Source organism: Tardiphaga sp. 285_C5_N1_2 (assembly GCF_052076065.1).
GTDB lineage: Bacteria > Pseudomonadota > Alphaproteobacteria > Rhizobiales > Xanthobacteraceae > Tardiphaga > Tardiphaga robiniae.
Map to the genome: position 1 here is coordinate 4,685,605 of NZ_CP197241.1, position 18,297 is coordinate 4,703,901.

Sequence of the window (18,297 nt, forward strand, 5' to 3'; positions counted from 1 at the left end):
ACCTTTGTCGTGCCGTGCAGGAGTTTGGATTTGAGGATGTTGCGCGCGTTATGATCCGCATCTCCACGATTTTTGTCGGCATTTGCATGGTGCTGGTGTCAGCTTCGCTTGGCCTGGTGCTGTATGCAATCGCCGGCATCAGCGGCTACGAATCGGCCATCGTCGCACTGACAGCGCTTACCGTGATGATCCTCTACAACGCGGTGTCGATGCGCATCAAAGACCGCACCGAATCCACCGGCCAGATCACCGACCTGTCGCGCGGCACTGCCGACCTCGCCCGGCAGGTCGCCGAATTCGGCCGCCGCCTCGCCGTGGTCGAGAGCAAGATCGCATCCGCCGGCACAGCCAATCAGGACCGTATCCAGACCGTCGCCGGCGAGATCGGCGAATTGGGCGCGCTGGTGAAGCAACTCGCCACATCGGTCGCCACCCACGAGGATATGCTGACAGCGATGCCGGCACCCGCGACCGCGTCTGCCGCCATCGCGCCGCCATCGCCACCGGTCAAACCCGTAACCGCTGGCGAGGTCCCGCTCGCCGTCGAGGTCGCCGAAGACACCGTGACACCGACGGCACCTGCGATCATCGTCAGGCCGGAGGCAACGCCGGCGCGCGATAATGCGCAGTTCACCGCCATGGTGAAGAGTGCCATCGCCGACAACCGCATCGACATCTATCTGCAGCCGATGGTCACGCTGCCGCAGCGCAAGGTGCGCTTCTACGAGGCGATGACGCGGCTGCGCGACGACAAGGATCAGGTGATCACGGCCGACGAGTTCATCGGCCCCGCAGAAGCCGCGGGCCTGATGGGCCAGATCGACCACATCGTGCTGCTGCGCTGCATGCAGGTGCTGCGCCGCCTGATGGTGCGCAACAAGGATGTCGGCGTGTTCTGCAACATGGCTGGCGCGACCCTGTCGAATGCCGAGACCTTTGCGCAATGCATCGACTTCCTCGAAGCCAACCGCGCGCTGGCGCCGTCCTTCGTGCTGGAATTCAAGCAGAACGTGTTTCGCAATCTCGGCCCGATCGAGAGCGAGCATCTCGCCGCCCTCGCCCAGCGCGGCTACCGCTTCTCCATCGATCACGTCACGGATTTGCGGATCGAGCCCCGCGACCTCGCCGATCGCGGCGTGCGCTTTATCAAGGTACCGGCAGCACTCCTGCTCGACCCCAAGCAGACGTCGAATTCCGACATTCACCCCGCCGATCTCTCCGACCTGCTCGGCCGTTTCGGAATCGACCTGATCGCCGAGCGAATCGAGGGCGAGCGGGCCGTGGTCGACCTGCTCGACTTCGACGTCCGGTTCGGGCAAGGCTTCCTGTTCGCGGCGCCCCGCCCGCTCAGGCCGGAAACGCCGGCCAATGGCGGTGCGCCAAATCCCTCCGCCAAGGACCCCGCAAAGGCGCCCACGGACCCCAATGGCCTAGCGAGATCCGCCCCAACCACGCCTGCGCGGCCTGAGCCGCCGCGCACCACCGGCAATGCCGCGCTGGCGCGCCGCGCCACCGGCCCGAACTGATCGGCACTCAATTCATGACCACACTGCGTTTCGTCGAGCGCTTGCGCGACCTCACCGGACATGTCGACGTCGTCCTCAGCGACATCTGGGGCGTCGTCCATAACGGCCTCGAATCTTTCCCCGAAGCCTGCGAGGCGTTGCATACGTTTCGCGCCAATGGCGGCACGGTGATCATGATCACCAATGCGCCGCGCCCCGCCGACTCCGTGCAGCGACAGTTGCGCAAGCTCGGCGTCGCTGACGACACCTATGACGCCATCGTCTCGTCCGGCGACCTGACGCGCAATTTCGTCGCCGGCCGACCGGGTCAGGCGATGTATCTGATCGGGCCGGACCGCGACAGTTCGATCCATCGCGGCCTCGATGTGAAGCTCACCCAGCTCGAACAGGCCGACTACATCGTCTGCAGCGGATTGTTCGATGACGAGACCGAATCCGCCGACGACTATCGCGACATGATGAGCCAGGCGCTGGCGCGCAAGCTGACGCTCGTATGCGCCAATCCCGACATCATCGTCGAGCGCGGCGACCGCTTGATCTACTGCGCCGGCGCGGTCGCTGAACTCTATCGCGAGATGGGCGGCGAGGTGATCTTCTACGGCAAGCCGCATCGGCCGATCTACGATCAGGCCATGGCGCTGGCCAAGGCGAAGCGCGGCCAGGACACGGCGCTGGATCGCGTGCTGGCGATCGGCGATTCCGTGCGCACCGATCTCACCGGCGCGCACGCCTATGGCATCGACCTGCTGTTCGTCACCCGCGGCATCCATGCCGGCGACTTCGAAGGCATCGAACAGATGGGCGCCTCGGAAGTGAAGGAACTGTTCGGCCATCCACCGAAAGCGCTGATGCGCGAATTGAAGTGGTGAGCTGACGTAAGGTGCGATCGTAGGATGGGTAGAGCGCAGCGAAACCCATCGCTTTCTTCGTCTGCAATTGATGGGTTTCGCTCCGGCGCAAGCGCGCCTGCGCTCTACCCATCCTACGATACTCATCACTCTCCACCGTCATGGCCGGACTTGTTCCGGCCATCCACGCCTTGCTGTGGACGTCGCCAAGGCGTGGATACCCGGCATGCGCCGGGCATGACGGCAGTGTTTGGGACGTCCACGTCGCGCCATCGCAGATTCAACTGTCAAACAGCCACTGCTCTGCAGACATGCGACATCGCCCCTGTTGTTTGCGGCGCGGGGGCGCCGTCGTTGCTTGCATTCCCGCCCCCTTGTGAGAGGGCGTGCGGAACGCCGGGTGCCCGTTGCACCCTTGGGCCTGATGCGATGCGGTCTTCCGCAATTGAGAGTGCATCAGGACTTTCGGAGGCGCCGAGCAAGTGCCCGACGTTCCGCCTGCGGTGTTTTTTCGGTTGCTTGCACATCTGCCATGGCGAACGGTCCCATCACCAAAATTAATGTCCCAGGGCGGAGGGACAGGGTAGCCGCAAAGCACTTGGCCGAACGCGTTTCGATTTGGTCGTCCGTCACACTGTCCAGGGTCTGTCCATCCCAAGGTCGGCCGTGTCCTTGCCAGTGGCAGTGCTGGCGCAGATCCGTCCTGCCCGAAGACAGACGTCCCCCATGAACCGCGTGACGCCGCATCTCCGGCGTCCACCGCATCCCACCCCGCGAACGTGACGATCGCGATCGCCCCTCTCGGTGGGGCAGGACGGAGGGGAATATAAACCTGATGGGGATGCTGTCAATGAGAGATAGGAAAAAATGTTCGGGTACCCTACACTGTCATTCCGGGGCGCGAGGAGGCGCCGAAGGCGGCGTATCGCGAACCCGGAATCCCGACATGTTCAGCGCAAAACACTCTGAGATTCCGGGTTCGCACTTCAGCGGCTCTGCCGCTTGCGTGCGCCCCGGAATGACGAGTGTGGATCGAGATTCCCCGCCACTCGAATTGGAGTGGCTGAAGTTCGCCTGCGCGTGACGTCGTCGCATTCCGACGCCCCGGAATGACCGGGCGAGCCGAAACGCAAAATGCCCGGCACGAGGCCGGGCATTGCGAAACTCAAAAGCTCTGACGAAAGAAGTTCGTCGGTTACGCCGGGACGGTGTCCGGGAACACGGCTTCGATCTTGGTCTTCAGCGTCGCCGCGTTGAACGGCTTGACGATGTAGTTGTTCACGCCGGCCTTCTTGGCGGCAATCACGTTCTCGGTCTTGGATTCTGCCGTGATCATGATGAACGGGGTCTGCGACAGGTTGGGGTCGGCGCGGACTTCCTTGAGCAGGTCGTAGCCCGTCATCGGCTCCATGTTCCAGTCGGAAATCACCAGGCCATACTTCTTGGTGCGCATCTTTTCCAGCGCCATCGAACCATCGCTGGCATCGTCGATGTGTTCGAAACCAAGCTGCTTCAGAAGATTGCGAATGATGCGGATCATGGTGTTGTAATCGTCCACCACCAGCACCGTCATCGACAAATCAACCGCCATCTTCATTCCCCCTGAGGCACGATACGCAAATGCAAAAAATGATATTTGCCGTCTGGCAAACCGTTCCAACCGGGATTGGCGAGTATTGCTGTCCGCGGCTTGGGCCAAGAATTAGCAGGGTGGGTTAAATTTCCAGTTAACCGCCCCATGGCGCGAAATTCGTCAAATTCGAGAAGAAAGCCGATTTTACCTTCGCTTGACTTCGACGTGGTGGGCGCGCCACGGTCCCTCACCCGCCAAAACCACCAACGAATCCAATCATGACGACTGCTTTCAGCGTGATCCGCGACACAACGCCTGCCAATGCCATCCCGCGCGGATGCGTCGTGGCAATGGGTAATTTCGACGGCGTCCATCTCGGCCACCGCGCCGTCATCGGTGCTGCGTTACGCATGGCGGAACTGCATAAAACAAGCGCTTTGGCGGTGACCTTCGAGCCGCATCCGCGCAGTTTCTTCAGCCCGAACACACCGCAGTTCCGGCTCTCCGACGAAGCCGCCAAGCTGCGCCTGCTGGCGGGAACCGGCCTCGCCGGCGCCGTCGTCATGACCTTCGACAAGGGACGCGCCAGCACCACGGCGCAAGACTTCATTCACCACGATCTTATTGAGCGTCTCGGCATCAGCGGCATCGCCGTCGGCTACGACTTTCATTTCGGCAAAGGCCGCGTCGGTTCGCCCAGCCTGCTGGCCAACGAAGCGCCGCGCCTCGGCATCGAGGTCGACATCCAGCCGCATGTCGATATCGATGAGCGCCCGGTGTCTTCGACGGCCATCCGCATGGCCTTGGCTGAGGGCCAGGTGACCGAGGCCACGGAGATGCTGAACGGGCCGTGGTTCATCACCGGCGAAGTGATCCACGGCAAAAAGCTCGGCCGCGACCTTGGCTATCCCACCGCCAATATCCGCCTGAATAACAATTGCGGCCTCAAGCACGGCATCTACGCCGTGCGGGTCGGCCGCGGAAACGAGCGCTTCGACGGCGTTGCATCCTTTGGCCGCCGCCCGACCTTCGATAACGGCGCGCCTTTGCTCGAAGTGTTCCTGTTCGACTTCAAGGGCGACCTATACGGCCAGGCACTGGACGTCGCCTTCATTGCCTTCATCCGCGATGAAATGAAATTCGAGGGCATCGAACCCCTGATCCGCCAGATGGACGACGACAGCGCCAAAGCGCGGGCCGCGCTGGCGGCTGCGCCGGATGCGTTTCCGAAACTGGGAGACATCGACTGACCAGGACCGAAAAGCAGAAAATGCTGGCGGGCGAACTCTATCGCCCCGGCAGCCCCGAACTGGTCGCTGACGAGAAGGCCAACAAGGCCTGGCTCGCGAAATACAACGCGCAATTGGACCGGCCCGTGGCCGAACGACGGACACTGCTCGCCGAGCATTTCGGCAGAGTCGGCGCCGACTGCGTGATCCGGCCGCCGTTCTTCTGCGACTACGGCTACAACATCCATCTCGGCGATAACGTTTTCCTGAATTTCAACTGCGTCATCCTGGATATCGTCGAGGTCTCCATCGGCGACCGGACGCAGATCGGCCCGGCCGTGCAGATCTACGCTGCCGACCATCCGCGGGACGCCGAGACCCGCCGCAGCGGACTGGAATTCGGCCGGCCGGTCAAAATCGGTGCCGATGTCTGGATCGGCGGCGGGGCCACTATCGTGCCCGGTGTCACCATCGGTGACGGCGCCGTGATCGGGGCCGGCAGTGTCGTGACCCGGGACGTTCCGGACGGCGCCACCGTGGCAGGCAATCCGGCCCGGGTGATTGGCAAACGGGGCTAATCCGACCCTTTGCGATCGTCTCCCCGGCTGCTATTGAGTGCCGGATGTCTGCACGGCGCCCCATCATAAGCATTATCGGCCCGGCTTCCGCCTGAGCTTCGCTCGGCGCAAGACCGGGACCGTCCAGTTTCATCGCGTTTTCACGCGTTTCAGCGCCATTCGAGCAAGCCAGAGCCATTATGTCCGACAAGCCCGCCAAATCTGATACCCACGACTATTCCAAGACCCTCTATTTGCCGCAGACCGAATTTCCGATGCGCGCCGGCCTGCCGACCAGCGAGCCGAAAATGCTGGCGCGGTGGAACGAGATCGACCTCTATGGCAAGCTCCGCGAGACCGCGAAGGGCAAGCCGAAATTCGTGCTGCATGACGGCCCGCCCTATGCCAACGGCAACATCCATATCGGGCATGCGCTCAACAAGATCCTCAAGGACGTGGTGACCAAGAGCCAGCAGATGCTGGGCTTCGACAGCAACTACGTGCCGGGCTGGGACTGTCACGGCCTGCCGATCGAGTGGAAGATCGAGGAAGAGAACTACCGCTCCAAGGGCAAGGTCAAGCCGAACTTCAAGGACGGCGCGGCGATGATCGCGTTCCGCCAGGAATGCCGCGCCTATGCCAACAAGTGGCTCGACATCCAGCGCGAGGAATTCAAGCGACTCGGCATCATCGGCGACTGGGCCGGCCGCTACGCCACCATGGACTATTTCGCCGAAGCGCAGATCGCCCGCGAGCTGATGAAGTTCGCGGCCAACGGCACGCTGTATCGCGGATCGAAGCCGGTGATGTGGAGCGTGGTCGAAAAGACCGCGCTGGCCGAAGCCGAAGTCGAATATGAGGACTACACGTCGGATGCGGTGTGGGTGAAATTCCCGGTGGCGGCCGAATTCGGCCGCCTCGCCAAGGCCGCAGTGGTGATCTGGACCACCACGCCATGGACGCTGCCGGCCAACCGCGCCATCTCGTTCTCCAGCAAGATCGCTTACGGCCTCTATGAGGTCACCGAAGCGCCGGAAGACAACTGGCTGAAGGCCGGCGACCTGCTGATCCTCGCCGACGCGCTGGCCGAGAGCGTGTTCAAGCAGGCGCGCGTGACGTCCTGGAAGAAGAGCAGCGAGCTGTCCTCGGACATCCTCGAGGATCTCGAATGCCGTCATCCGCTGAAAGGCCTCGCCGGCGGCTATGACTTCATCGTACCGCTGCTCGACGGCGATCACGTCACCGACGATACCGGCACCGGCTTCGTGCATACCGCGCCAAGCCACGGCCGCGACGACTTCGATATCTGGACGTCAAATGGCCGCCAGCTCACCGAGCGCGGCATCGCTACCACGATCCCCTACACCGTCGATGAGAACGGCGCGCTGACCGACCAGGCGCCGGGCTTCGCCGGCACGCGCGTAATCAACGACAAGGGCGAGAAGGGCGACGCCAACGAGGCCGTCATCAAGGCGCTGGTCGAGCGCGGCATGCTGGTGGCGCGTGCGCGCCTGAAACATCAATATCCGCATTCCTGGCGCTCCAAGAAGCCGGTGATCTATCGCAACACGCCGCAGTGGTTCATCGCGATGGATAAGGACATTTTGGAAGTGAACGCTCCCGGCAAGCCGGGAGCTATGGCGAACGACGGCAAGGCGAAGTCCGGCGACACGCTGCGTCACCGTGCCCTCGAAGCCATCAAGATCACGCAATGGGTGCCGGCCACCGGCCAGAACCGCATCAACGGAATGATCAACACGAAGCCCGACTGGGTGATCTCGCGCCAGCGCGCCTGGGGCGTGCCGATCGCGGTGTTCGTGCGCGAGAAGGGCGATGGCTCCGCTGAGATCCTGCAGGACGAGGCCGTCAACAAGCGCATCTCCGACGCGTTCGAGAAGGAAGGCGCCGACGCCTGGTATGCCGAAGGCGCGCGCGAGCATTTCCTCGGCTCGCTTGCCAATGAAGAGTGGAAGAAGGTCGACGACATCTGCGACGTCTGGTTCGACTCGGGCTCCACACATGCCTTCGTGCTCGAAGACCCCGTGCACTTCCCCGGCCTTGCCGGCATCAAGCGCAAGGTAGAGGGCGGTGCGGACACCGTCATGTATCTGGAAGGCTCCGACCAGCACCGCGGCTGGTTCCAGTCGTCACTGCTGGAGAGCAGCGGCACCCGCGGCCGCGCGCCGTTCGACGTCGTGCTGACTCACGGCTTCACGCTCGACGAGAACGGCCGCAAGATGTCGAAATCGATCGGCAACACCATCGAGCCGCAGAAGATCATCAAGGACTCCGGCGCCGACATCCTGCGCCTGTGGGTCTGCGCCACCGATTATGCCGACGACCAGCGTATCGGCGCGGAGATCATCAAGAACACCATCGAGACCTATCGCAAGCTGCGCAACAGCGTGCGCTGGATGCTCGGCAGCCTCGCGCATTTCCACGATGAGGAGCGCGTCAGGGCCGACGATATGCCGGAGCTCGAGCGGCTGATGCTGCATCGTCTCTCGGAAGTCGATGCGGTGGTGCGACAGGCCTATATCGATTTTGACTACAAGACGGTGGTGGCCACGCTTGCCGCCTTCATGAACACCGAACTGTCGGCCTTCTACTTCGACATCCGCAAGGACACGCTGTATTGCGACGCTCCGTCGTCGGTGACACGCAAGGCGTCGCTAACCGTGATCGACTACCTGTTCCGCTCGATCGTGACCTGGTTCGCACCCATTCTGAGCTTCACCGCCGAGGAGGCGTGGCTGTCGCGCTATGGCAGCAGCTCCGTGTCGGTGCATCTCGAACCATTCCAGAAGACGCTGCCGGCATGGCGTAACGAGGCGCTCGCCGCGAAGTGGGAGACCATCCGCAATGTGCGCCGCGTCGTCACCGGCGCACTGGAAGTCGAGCGCGCTGCCAAGAATATCGGCTCGTCGCTGGAAGCCTCGCCGCTGATCCATGTCACCGACAAGGCGATCTTCGCCATTCTGGCCGACGTCGATCTGGCCGAAATCTGCATCACCTCGAATGCGATGCTGACCAATGCCGAAGCGCCGACAGGCGCCTTCGCGCTGAACGACGTGCCCGGCGTGGCTGTCGTGGTGGAAAAGGCCGTCGGCACCAAATGTGCGCGGTCGTGGAAGATCCTGCCGACGGTGGGCGAGGACAAGGAGTATCCCGACGTCACCCCGCGCGATGCGCAGGCGCTGCGGGAGTGGAAGGCGCTGGGAGTGGCTGTTTGAAACCAGCCGTCCGCTCCGGGCTGATCGCAGCCATCGTCGTCCTGATCCTCGATCAGGCGTCGAAGCTGTGGCTGCTCTATGGCTTCGATCTCGGCCATCGCGGCCTGGTCAGGATCACGCCGTTCTTCGATCTGGTCCTGGCCTGGAATACCGGCATCAGCTACGGCTGGTTCTCCGATTCCGGCCCCACCGGTCAGGTCGTGCTGGTGGCCATCAAGGCCATCGCGGTGGTGGCGCTGGCGGTCTGGATGGCGAAATCGGAGACCAGACTGGCCACGATCGGGCTGGGACTGATCATCGGGGGCGCGATCGGCAATGCCATCGACCGGTTCGCCTATGGCGCTGTGGTCGATTTCGCCCTGCTGCACGTCGAAATCGCCGGCAAGACCTACAACTGGTACGTGTTTAACCTTGCCGATGTCGCCATTGTTGCCGGTGTAGCGGCCCTGCTGTATGACTCTTTCTTCACGGTACCCGCCGCAAAAGCGCCCTGATCCCAGCCGATACGCAAGGCCAAGGGCGATACCAGCGGAACCGCAGCAGGTTTTTTCGGATTCTTGCCGATCCGCCAGATATTTGAACAGGATGAACACGATGCGCGAGACCGAAACCGGTTGGGCTCTGCACACTTCATCGGGCGCCTGGATGCGCGCCCTGCGCCTCACCGCCGTTGCCCTTAGCGTTGGTCTCGTGATGTCCGCAGGCGCCGCACGCGCCCAGGATGCCGAGGAAGAAGACCAGCCGTTCGAGCAGAAGGTCATCAAGCAGATCATGACCGGTCTCGGCGGTACCAACATGGAAAACACCGGCATCGACTACCGCGAGCGGTCGCCGCTGGTGGTCCCGCCGAAGATCGACCTGCCGCCACCGGATGCCAAGGGCCCCGCGCCTGTCGCCAACTGGCCGAAGGATCCGGATGTACAGCAGCGCCGCGCAGCCGCCGCCAACGCCAAGACCGGACGTCCGGAAGAAGTGCTGGAAGCCGCGCGCCCGTTGACCCCGCGCGAGATGGCGCCGAAGCGCGCACGTGGCGCCTCGTCCGCCGTGGACAATTCCTCACCAGGCGATCCGAACAAGAACATCGTGCTGAGCCCGAAGCAGCTCGGCTATGAGGGGGGCCTGTTCAAGAACATGTTCGGCAGCAACAAGGGTGAGACCGCCGAATTCAAGGGCGAGCCGACACGCGAGTCGCTGACCCAGCCGCCGGCTGGTTACCAGACGCCTGCCTCGGGCTATGCCTATGGCACCGGGCCGAAGGAAACCATGAAGAACGATTACAACATCAACCCGATGACGGGTAAGTTCTGATCGCAGCGCTCCCTTTGCGCCGCCATTCCAAAGACGTCCTTTCACTGCGATCAGCTAGCACGCGCGGATGTGTCCCGCGCGATGGCTTGGTCATGCCTTTCTCTTTGCTTTCTTCCCCCATGCTTTGGAGCTGTTAGCCCCGCCATGACCTCTTCATTCCGACTTGCCGTACGATCTGTCGCAGTCGTCGCTTTGCTGCTGGCTCCCGCCCTCGCCATATCGGGCGCCCGCGCACAGACGGTGACGGCGAAGCCGCCAACCACGTTCAAGCTCGATAACGGCATGCAGGTCGTCGTGATCGAGGATCACCGCACGCCCGTCGTGACGCAGATGATCTGGTACAAGGTCGGCTCGGCCGACGAGACGCCGGGCAAGTCAGGCTTGGCGCATTTCCTCGAACATCTGATGTTCAAGGGCACCGCGAAACATCCGGTCGGTGAGTTCTCGCAGACCGTGCAGCGCGTCGGCGGCGAGGAGAACGCTTTCACCTCGACCGACTATACCGGCTACTACCAGCGCATCAGCAAGGACCAGCTCGGCAAGATGATGGAATTCGAGGCCGATCGCATGACCGGCCTGGTGCTGAAGGACGAGAACGTGCTGCCCGAGCGCGACGTCGTGCTGGAAGAATACAACATGCGCGTCGCCAACAGCCCGGATGCCCGGCTGTCCGAGCAGATCATGGCCGCGCTCTATCTCAACCATCCCTATGGCCGCCCGATCATCGGCTGGCATCAGGAGATCGAGAAGCTCGACCGCGAGGATGCGCTCGCCTTCTACAAGCGCTTCTACGCCCCCAACAATGCGACGCTGATCATCGCGGGCGATGTCGACCCGGCGGAGATCCGCCCGATGGTGGAGCGCACCTATGGCGTGGTCCCGGCACAGCCGGCGATCCCTGAACGGCGCATGCGCCCACAGGAGCCAACGCCCGCCGCGCCGCGCACGGTCACGCTCTCCGATCCGCGTGTCGAACAGACAAGTCTGCGCCGCTATTATCTGGTGCCCTCGGCCACCACTGCTGCGGCCGGCGAGAGCCAGGCGCTCGATGTGCTCGGCCAGTTGATCGGCGGCGGCGCGAACTCATATCTCTACCGCGCCCTCGTCATCGACAAACAGCTCGCGATCAATGCCGGTGCCAGCTACCAGGGCACTGCACTCGACAGCGCACAGTTCATGATTTCAGCCTCGCCGAAGCCGGGCACCGAATTCGCCGATATCGAAAAGACCATCGACGCCGTGATCGCCGACCTCGCGACCAACCCGGTGCCGGCTGCCGACCTCGAACGCGTCAAGACGCAGCTCGTCGCCGAAGCCACCTATGCGCAGGACAGCCAGGCCTCGCTGGCGCGCTGGTATGGCGCGGCACTCACCACGGGCCTCAGCGTCGAGGACATCCGTAGCTGGCCCGACCGCATCAAGGCGGTCACCGCCGAACAGGTGCGCGCAGCCGCCCAGACCTGGCTCGACAAGAAGCGCTCGGTCACCGGCTATCTGATCAAGGATACATCTGCGCCGAAGCGCGAGGAGAAGCGGTCGTGAGCATCATCTTCAACGCGGGCCGCCTCGGCATTGCCGTCGCCACCGCCTTCTCACTCGTCACCCTGACGGTGACGCCATCTTTCGCGGCGGCCAAGGTGCAGCGGCTCGTGACGCCAGGCGGCATCGAAGCCTGGTTCGTGCAGGATGCAACCGTTCCCCTGATCGCCATGGAATATGCGTTCGGTGGCGGTGCGGCGCAGGATCCGAAGGATAAATCCGGCACTGCGAACATGGTGGCCAGCCTGATGGACGAAGGCGCGGGCGATCTCGATTCCACGACCTTCCGCGATCGCATGGAACGCCGCGCCATCGAGCTCAACTTCAACGCCCAGCGCGATTACCTGCGTGGCTCGCTGCGCATGCTGAAAGAGCATCGTGACGAGGCGTTCGACCTCGCCCGCCTCGCTTTGACGTCGCCACGCTTCGATGCCCCCGATGTCGAGCGCATCCGCGCGCAGATCCTGTCCGGCCTGCGCCGCGAAACCTCGAACCCGAATTCGCTGGCGACGCGCAAGTTTCTGCAGGTGGCATTCGGCGACCATCCCTATAGCCGACCGTCCAACGGCAGCCTGACCGACGTGCCGACCATCAATGTCGATGACATCAAGGCCTACAAGCAACGCATCGTCGCGAAGGACACGCTGAAGATTGCCGTGGTCGGCGACGTCGATTCCGATACGCTCGCGACATTGCTGGACAAGACCTTCGGTGGCCTGCCCGCCAAGGCGACACTGACGCCGATCCCGGAAGTCACGGCAGCCAAGCCGCCGCAGAAGGAATCCGTGACGCTGGACGTGCCGCAGACGGTCATCACCTTCGGCAGCCCGGGCGTCAAACGCGACGATCCGAACTTCATGGCCGCCTATATCGTCAATCACATCCTCGGCGGCGGCACGCTGTCGTCGCGGCTGTATCACGAAGTACGCGAGAAGCGCGGCCTGGTCTATTCCGTCAGTGGCTCGCTGCTGTGGATGCAGCATTCCGGCATCTATATCGGCAGCACCGCGACTCGCGCCGACCGCGCTACCGAGACGGTCGATACCGTGACCAGCGAAGTGAAACGCATGGCCGAGCAGGGTCCGACCCAGCGCGAGCTGGATGAGGCCAAGTCCTATCTCAAGGGTTCGCAGATGCTGGCGCTCGACACCTCGTCGAAACTGGCCGGCGCACTGCTGCAATACCAGCTCGACAGACTGCCGATTGATTACATCGAGAAGCGCAATGCCGTGGTCGATGCCGTGACGCTGGACCAGGCCAAGGCGGCGGCGAAGAAGCTGTGGGCGGATGGCCTGCTGACCGTCGTCGTCGGACGCGCGCCGCAGGCGGCCGCAGCGCCGGTAGCCCCGGCGCCTAAGGCCAACTGAGGCGCCGACGTGCGGATCGCGGTGATCGGTGCCGGCGCGGTTGGCTGCTACTACGGCGCCAAGCTGCTGCGCGCCGGCCATGACGTGACATTGGTCGGACGCCAGATCCATGTCGATGCCATCAATGCACGCGGCCTTCGGTTCGAGAGCGCCGAGTTCGACGGGTTCATTCCGGCGAAGGCGGTGACGCAGAGCACCGATCTCGCGCCGCCGGACCTCGTTCTGTTCGCCGTGAAGTCTGGCGATACCGACAGTTCGGCAGCCGCGCTCAAACCTGTGCTCAAAGCCAATTCCATCGTGCTGAGCCTGCAGAACGGCGTGGACAATCCCGAGCGCTTGCGCGCCATCCTCAGCCAGCCGGTGATCGCTGCAGCCGTCTATGTGGCCTCCGAGATGCCGGGTGCCGGTCATGTGAAGCACAATGGCCGCGGCGAGTTGATCATCGGTGCCTCGCCCGCGAGCGACACGCTAGCGAAGCTGCTGTCCGACGCCGGCGTGCCAACCACCATCGCCAGCGATATCGACGCGGTACAGTGGTCGAAGCTCATCAACAACTGCGCCTATAACGCGCTCTCGGCGGTGGCCGGGATTGCCTATGGCGAGATGTTCAAGGTCCAGGGCGTGCCTGACATCGTGGCCAATGCCGTCGTGGAATGCATGGCGGTGGCCCGCGCCTGCGGCGTGTCGCTGCCGGCCGACCTTCTGGAGAAGACGCTCGGCCTCGCGGCCAGCATGCCGTTTCAGCAATCGTCGACATCGCAGGATCTCGCGCGTGGCAAGCCGTCGGAGATCGACTTCCTCAACGGCTTTATTGTCCGCAAGGGCCTGGAGCATGGGATTCCGACGCCAACCAACCATGCGCTGCAGGTCATGGTGAAGCTGGTCGAGCGCAGCGGGTCACGGCGGTCCTAGCAGCGCTTCACTGGCTTCCGTGGATCCCAGAGCCGGAAGCCGCCTTTGAACGCATTCGCGTTGTCGCCGCGCCGGGTCTTGCGCGGGAGTTTGTCGAGCATCTCCACATTGCCACCGCCGAGCACCGTATAGTCGGGCTCCAGCGCAGCCGTCAGATCAGCAACGACATCAGCCACGCGGTGCCGCCACTTCTTCTTGCCCAGCCGCTTCAGGCCGGCTGCGCCGACATAATCCTCGAATGTCTTGTGACGATAGGGTAGATGACCGAGCTCCATCGGCTCGGACAGACCATCGATGATCATGGCCGCACCCAGTCCGGTGCCGAGGCCGAGAAACAGCATCCGGCCGCCATCATAGCTGCCGACCGCTTGCATCATGGCGTCGTTCACAAGCTTCGTGGGCTTGCGGAATGCCCGTTCGAAATCGAAACCCTTCCAGCCCGTGCCGAGATTGTGTGGCTCCTTGAGCGGACGATTGCCGGCCACCGGGCCGGGATAGCCGGCTGAGACGACGTCATAGCGCCAGTCTTTGGTCAGCGCCTTGACCTTGCGCACCATTTCCTTCGCGGACAGGTCCGGACCGGATTCGAATTCGCGTTTGATCCCTTCACGGCTGGTCATCACCTTCACATGGGTACCGCCGATATCGATGGTGAGAACATTGCGGGGGGTCTTGGTCATGAGACGTCCGGATTGACTGATGGTGCAACGATAAGCCTCGGCAGGGCGCCAGTTCCAGCATTGCCGCTATGTCCCGGGCATATCTTTGCGATCTGCGATCAAGTGCACGGGGCACCAAGCAAAACGCGGTATCCTGTGCTACGGAGACAGAATGCTGCTCCGGATCACCCGCTCCATCGCCATCGACGAAGACGATATCGAGATCGTCTTCGTCCGCGCGTCCGGACCTGGCGGGCAGAACGTCAACAAGGTCTCCACCGCCGCGCAGTTGCGCTTCGACAGCCGCAAGCTGGCGCTGCCGGAGGACACCGCGATCCGCCTGCGCACCCTCGCCGGCCAGCGCATGACCAAGGACGGCGTGATCGTGATCCACGCCCAGCGCTTCCGCACCCAGGAGCGCAACAAGGCCGACGCCATCGAGCGGCTGGTCGAACTGATGCAGGAAGCCGCCTTCCGGCAGGCGCCGCGGCGGGCCACCAAACCGACGCTCGGCTCGAAGATGCGCCGCCTCGATGGCAAGAAGCGCCGCAGCGACGTCAAGGCCGGCCGCGGCGGGCGTTTCGACGACTGAGCCGCGCCCCACACAACAAGCCAGACCACTTTTTCCAGGAATTTCCCGATGGCCAAACCCGTTCATTCCATGATCCGCGTGCTCGACGAAGTACGCGCACTGGATTTCTACAAACGCGCTTTCGGGCTCGAGATTGCCGAGCGCATCGCATTTCCTGACTTTGCGCTGATCTATCTGCGCCATCCCTCCTCGCCCTTCGAGCTCGAACTGACGGTGAATTTCGATCGAATCGAGCCCTATGTGCTGGGCGACGGTTACGGCCATCTCGCCGTCGTCGTGGACGACGTGGCCGCGGAACATGCCCGCTTCGAGCGCGAGACGCTCGCGCCCGGGCCGTTGCGCGATTTCAAGCATGAGGGCCGCACGCTGGCGCAGTTCTTTTTCGCCACCGACCCCGACGGCTACAAGATCGAGGTGATCCAGAAGGGCGGCCGATTCGCTTAAAGCGTTTTCGAGCGAAGTGGATACCGGTTCGCGTCCAGAAAACGCGTCGAAACAAAAAGCCAGAACCGGGGAAAAGCGGGTTGCGGCGGGGACATCAGGCGCCCGGGGCCATAGAATGGCGCTTGAGGTTCCCTACATATCCCCGACCCGTCACCACACCCCGAGATCCATGCCCGTTCGCCAGCTCCCAGAAACCATCGTCAACCGCATCGCCGCCGGCGAAGTGGTGGAGCGGCCGGCCAGCGTGGTGAAAGAGCTTGTGGAGAATGCCATCGACGCCGGCGCCTCGAGGGTCGAGATCTTCACCGATGGCGGCGGACGGCGAAAGATTGCCATCACCGACGACGGCGGCGGCATGACCCATGGCGATCTCACCCTTGCGGTGGACCGCCACGCCACCTCGAAGCTCGATGACGAGGACCTGCTGCAGATCCGCACGCTCGGCTTTCGCGGCGAGGCGCTGCCCTCCATCGGCTCTGTCGCGCGGCTGAGCATCACCACACGCCACGCGTCGGAACCGCATGCCTGGTCGCGCACCGTCGATGGCGGCGAGAAGTCTGACATCGCGCCCGCGGCGCTGTCGCAGGGCACCCGCGTCGAGGTCAGCGATCTCTTCTACGCGACACCTGCCCGGCTGAAATTTCTCAAGACCGACCGCACCGAGGCCGAGGCGATCCGCGAAGTCGTACGCCGCCTCGCCATGGCGCGGCCGGACATCGCCTTCACCATGGCCGGCGAGGAACGCGCGCCGGTGACATGGGCGGCTGCCCTGCCCGGTCCGGCCGGACAGTTGACGCGGCTCGGCGATATTCTCGGGCCTGAGTTTCGTCTCAGCGCCATTGAAGTGCGCAGCGAGCGCGAAGGGGTGGTGGTCGAAGGTTTTGCGGCGGCGCCATCGCTGACCCGTGCCAATGCGCTTGGACAGTATCTGTTCGTCAATGGCCGCCCGGTCCGCGACAAGCTGATCATCGGCGCGGTGCGCGCGGCCTATTCCGATTATCTGCCCCGCGACCGCCATCCGATCGTCGCGCTGTTCGTCACGCTCGACCCAACGGAGGTCGACGCCAATGTGCATCCGGCCAAGACCGAGGTGCGTTTCCGCAATGCCGGGCTGGTGCGCGGGCTGATCGTGCATGCCCTGAAAGAAGGCCTCGCCCGCGAGGGACGCCGCACCGCGGCCAATAGCGACGGCGCCGTGCTGGACTCGTTCCGCCCCAACTTCGCCCCGAATTTTGCGCCGCGCCCGAATGCGAACTGGGACTGGAAGCGCTCGCCGGCCTATCCGGTCAATCCAACGCCGGGCTTCGATGGTTCGGCGGCGTTTGCCGAACGCAGCCAGGCGGCTTTCGATGTCGGCACGCCCGCGGCCGATGTGCGTTTTGAAGAGACGCCGCAGACTGACCTGGTCGACCGACCGCTCGGTGCCGCGCGTGCGCAGGTGCACGAGAACTACATCATCGCGCAGACCCGCGACGGCATGATCGTGGTCGATCAGCATGCCGCGCATGAACGTATCGTCTATGAGCGACTGAAGGCGTCGCTGGCCGCCAATGGCGTGCAGCGACAGATCCTGCTGATCCCCGAGATCGTCGAAATGGACGAGGCCATCGTCGAGAAACTGTTCGATCGCGCCGAAGAACTCGCAAGCTATGGCCTCGCCATCGACAGTTTCGGCCCCGGCGCCATTGCCGTGCGCGAGACGCCGTCACTGCTCGGCAAGACCAATGCCGCGTCGCTGCTGCGCGATCTCGCCGAACACATGGCGGAATGGGACGAAGCCCTGCCGCTGGAACGCCGGCTGCTGCATGTGGCGGCGACCATGGCCTGCCACGGCTCGGTACGCTCAGGCCGGCGACTGCGGCCCGAGGAAATGAACGCGCTACTGCGCGAGATGGAAGACACGCCGAATTCCGGCCAGTGCAATCACGGCCGGCCGACTTATGTCGAGCTGAAACTCAGCGATATCGAGAAGCTGTTCGGGCGACGATAGACCCCTCAGCCGTCATTGCGAGCGCAGCGAAGCAATCCAGAGCCGCAAGCGAAGACTGGATTGCCGCGTCGCTTCGCTCCTCGCAATGACGTGGACGGGCTGGTGCTCGACTCACGTATATTTCGGATCGCGCTCGAGCAGCTCGATCGACACGCCCTGCGGGGCGCGGATGAAGCAGATGCGCAGGCCGGGCTTGAGCGTATGCGGCTCCTTGGTGAACTCCACGCCCTTGGCCTTCAGCGACGCAGCCACCGCATCGATGTCCTTCACCTTCAGGCCGAAATGGTCGAGGCCCTGATAGGGCGTGACCGGCGGCGGGTTGACGCCCATCTCCGGCGTCACGGGGGCGAGGAAGATCATGCCGCCGCCAAGCCTGATATCGATGCGGCCAGGGGCATGCAGGATCTCGGCGCCGAGCATATCGGCAAACCACTGCGCGGTCGCTTCGGTGTCCGGCGTGCGGATATGGACGTGATCCCAAGTGTATTCGATTGCAGACATCGGCGGCTCCTTTTGAAGT

16 protein-coding genes are annotated in these 18,297 nt (G+C 63.5%); 13 read left to right on the forward strand and 3 right to left on the reverse strand.

Annotation, left to right across the window (positions count from 1 at the left end):
• The first annotated feature begins 50 nt into the window (after positions 1 to 50).
• Together AB7951_RS22170 and AB7951_RS22175 are read left to right on the forward strand one after the other, a co-directional pair.
• Entirely contained in the window at positions 51 to 1,526 is a 1,476-nt protein-coding gene (locus AB7951_RS22170; protein ID WP_439062327.1) for an EAL domain-containing protein, read from the forward strand.
• 14 nt (positions 1,527 to 1,540) lie between these two features.
• Positions 1,541 to 2,395, forward strand: coding sequence for a TIGR01459 family HAD-type hydrolase (locus AB7951_RS22175; protein ID WP_439062326.1), 855 nt, complete (start codon positions 1,541 to 1,543; stop codon positions 2,393 to 2,395).
• Between the two features lie 1,174 nt (positions 2,396 to 3,569).
• Here AB7951_RS22175 and AB7951_RS22180 read toward each other — a convergent pair.
• Positions 3,570 to 3,965 (reverse strand): response regulator, encoded by a 396-nt coding sequence (locus AB7951_RS22180; protein WP_089263591.1) that lies wholly within the window; start codon positions 3,963 to 3,965, stop codon positions 3,570 to 3,572.
• 260 nt (positions 3,966 to 4,225) lie between these two features.
• Between AB7951_RS22180 and AB7951_RS22185 the strand changes: the two genes are divergently transcribed.
• The 8 genes from AB7951_RS22185 (at position 4,226) to AB7951_RS22220 (ending at position 14,092) form a co-directional block, all read left to right on the forward strand.
• Positions 4,226 to 5,197: a bifunctional riboflavin kinase/FAD synthetase gene (locus AB7951_RS22185; protein WP_093759349.1), complete on the forward strand. Its 972-nt coding sequence runs from the start codon at positions 4,226 to 4,228 to the stop codon at positions 5,195 to 5,197.
• Positions 5,194 to 5,754, forward strand: a complete 561-nt coding sequence (locus AB7951_RS22190; RefSeq protein WP_439062710.1) for a sugar O-acetyltransferase — start codon at positions 5,194 to 5,196, stop codon at positions 5,752 to 5,754. Before AB7951_RS22185 ends, AB7951_RS22190 begins: the two co-directional genes overlap by 4 nt.
• A 179-nt stretch (positions 5,755 to 5,933) precedes the next feature.
• Positions 5,934 to 8,966, forward strand: coding sequence for an isoleucine--tRNA ligase (ileS, locus tag AB7951_RS22195; protein ID WP_439062325.1), 3,033 nt, complete (start codon positions 5,934 to 5,936; stop codon positions 8,964 to 8,966).
• On the forward strand, positions 8,963 to 9,460 hold the full coding sequence (gene lspA / locus AB7951_RS22200; protein WP_439062324.1) for a signal peptidase II: 498 nt from the start codon (positions 8,963 to 8,965) through the stop codon (positions 9,458 to 9,460). The genes ileS and lspA overlap by 4 nt, the downstream gene beginning before the upstream one ends.
• A gap of 100 nt (positions 9,461 to 9,560) precedes the next feature.
• Complete coding sequence (locus AB7951_RS22205; protein ID WP_089263592.1) at positions 9,561 to 10,274, forward strand: hypothetical protein; 714 nt, start codon at positions 9,561 to 9,563, stop codon at positions 10,272 to 10,274.
• 144 nt (positions 10,275 to 10,418) lie between these two features.
• On the forward strand, positions 10,419 to 11,816 hold the full coding sequence (locus AB7951_RS22210) for a M16 family metallopeptidase (RefSeq protein ID WP_089261857.1): 1,398 nt from the start codon (positions 10,419 to 10,421) through the stop codon (positions 11,814 to 11,816).
• A 29-nt stretch (positions 11,817 to 11,845) separates the two neighbouring features.
• The gene (locus AB7951_RS22215; RefSeq protein ID WP_439062709.1) at positions 11,846 to 13,180 is read left to right on the forward strand and encodes a M16 family metallopeptidase; all 1,335 of its coding nucleotides are present in this window, start codon (positions 11,846 to 11,848) and stop codon (positions 13,178 to 13,180) included.
• A 9-nt stretch (positions 13,181 to 13,189) separates the two neighbouring features.
• Complete coding sequence (locus AB7951_RS22220) at positions 13,190 to 14,092, forward strand: ketopantoate reductase family protein (RefSeq protein ID WP_439062323.1); 903 nt, start codon at positions 13,190 to 13,192, stop codon at positions 14,090 to 14,092.
• On the opposite strand, the gene AB7951_RS22225 is transcribed toward AB7951_RS22220, so the two are convergent.
• Entirely contained in the window at positions 14,089 to 14,772 is a 684-nt protein-coding gene (locus AB7951_RS22225; protein ID WP_439062322.1) for an ROK family protein, read from the reverse strand. The two genes, AB7951_RS22220 and AB7951_RS22225, sit on opposite strands and share 4 nt — an antisense overlap.
• Before the next feature lie 154 nt (positions 14,773 to 14,926).
• Between AB7951_RS22225 and arfB the strand changes: the two genes are divergently transcribed.
• The 3 genes from arfB (at position 14,927) to mutL (ending at position 17,777) form a co-directional block, all read left to right on the forward strand.
• Entirely contained in the window at positions 14,927 to 15,343 is a 417-nt protein-coding gene (gene arfB, locus AB7951_RS22230; RefSeq protein ID WP_439062708.1) for an alternative ribosome rescue aminoacyl-tRNA hydrolase ArfB, read from the forward strand.
• A gap of 48 nt (positions 15,344 to 15,391) precedes the next feature.
• Positions 15,392 to 15,787 carry a VOC family protein gene (locus AB7951_RS22235; protein ID WP_439062321.1) on the forward strand — a complete coding sequence of 132 codons (396 nt, stop codon included), beginning with the start codon at positions 15,392 to 15,394 and terminating at the stop codon, positions 15,785 to 15,787.
• A gap of 169 nt (positions 15,788 to 15,956) precedes the next feature.
• A complete protein-coding gene (mutL, locus tag AB7951_RS22240) occupies positions 15,957 to 17,777 on the forward strand; it encodes a DNA mismatch repair endonuclease MutL (RefSeq protein WP_439062320.1) in 1,821 nt (606 codons plus the stop codon).
• A 111-nt stretch (positions 17,778 to 17,888) separates the two neighbouring features.
• Here the strand turns inward: mutL and AB7951_RS22245 are convergent, their stop codons facing one another.
• Complete coding sequence (locus tag AB7951_RS22245; protein WP_439062319.1) at positions 17,889 to 18,278, reverse strand: VOC family protein; 390 nt, start codon at positions 18,276 to 18,278, stop codon at positions 17,889 to 17,891.
• Positions 18,279 to 18,297 lie beyond the last annotated feature (19 nt).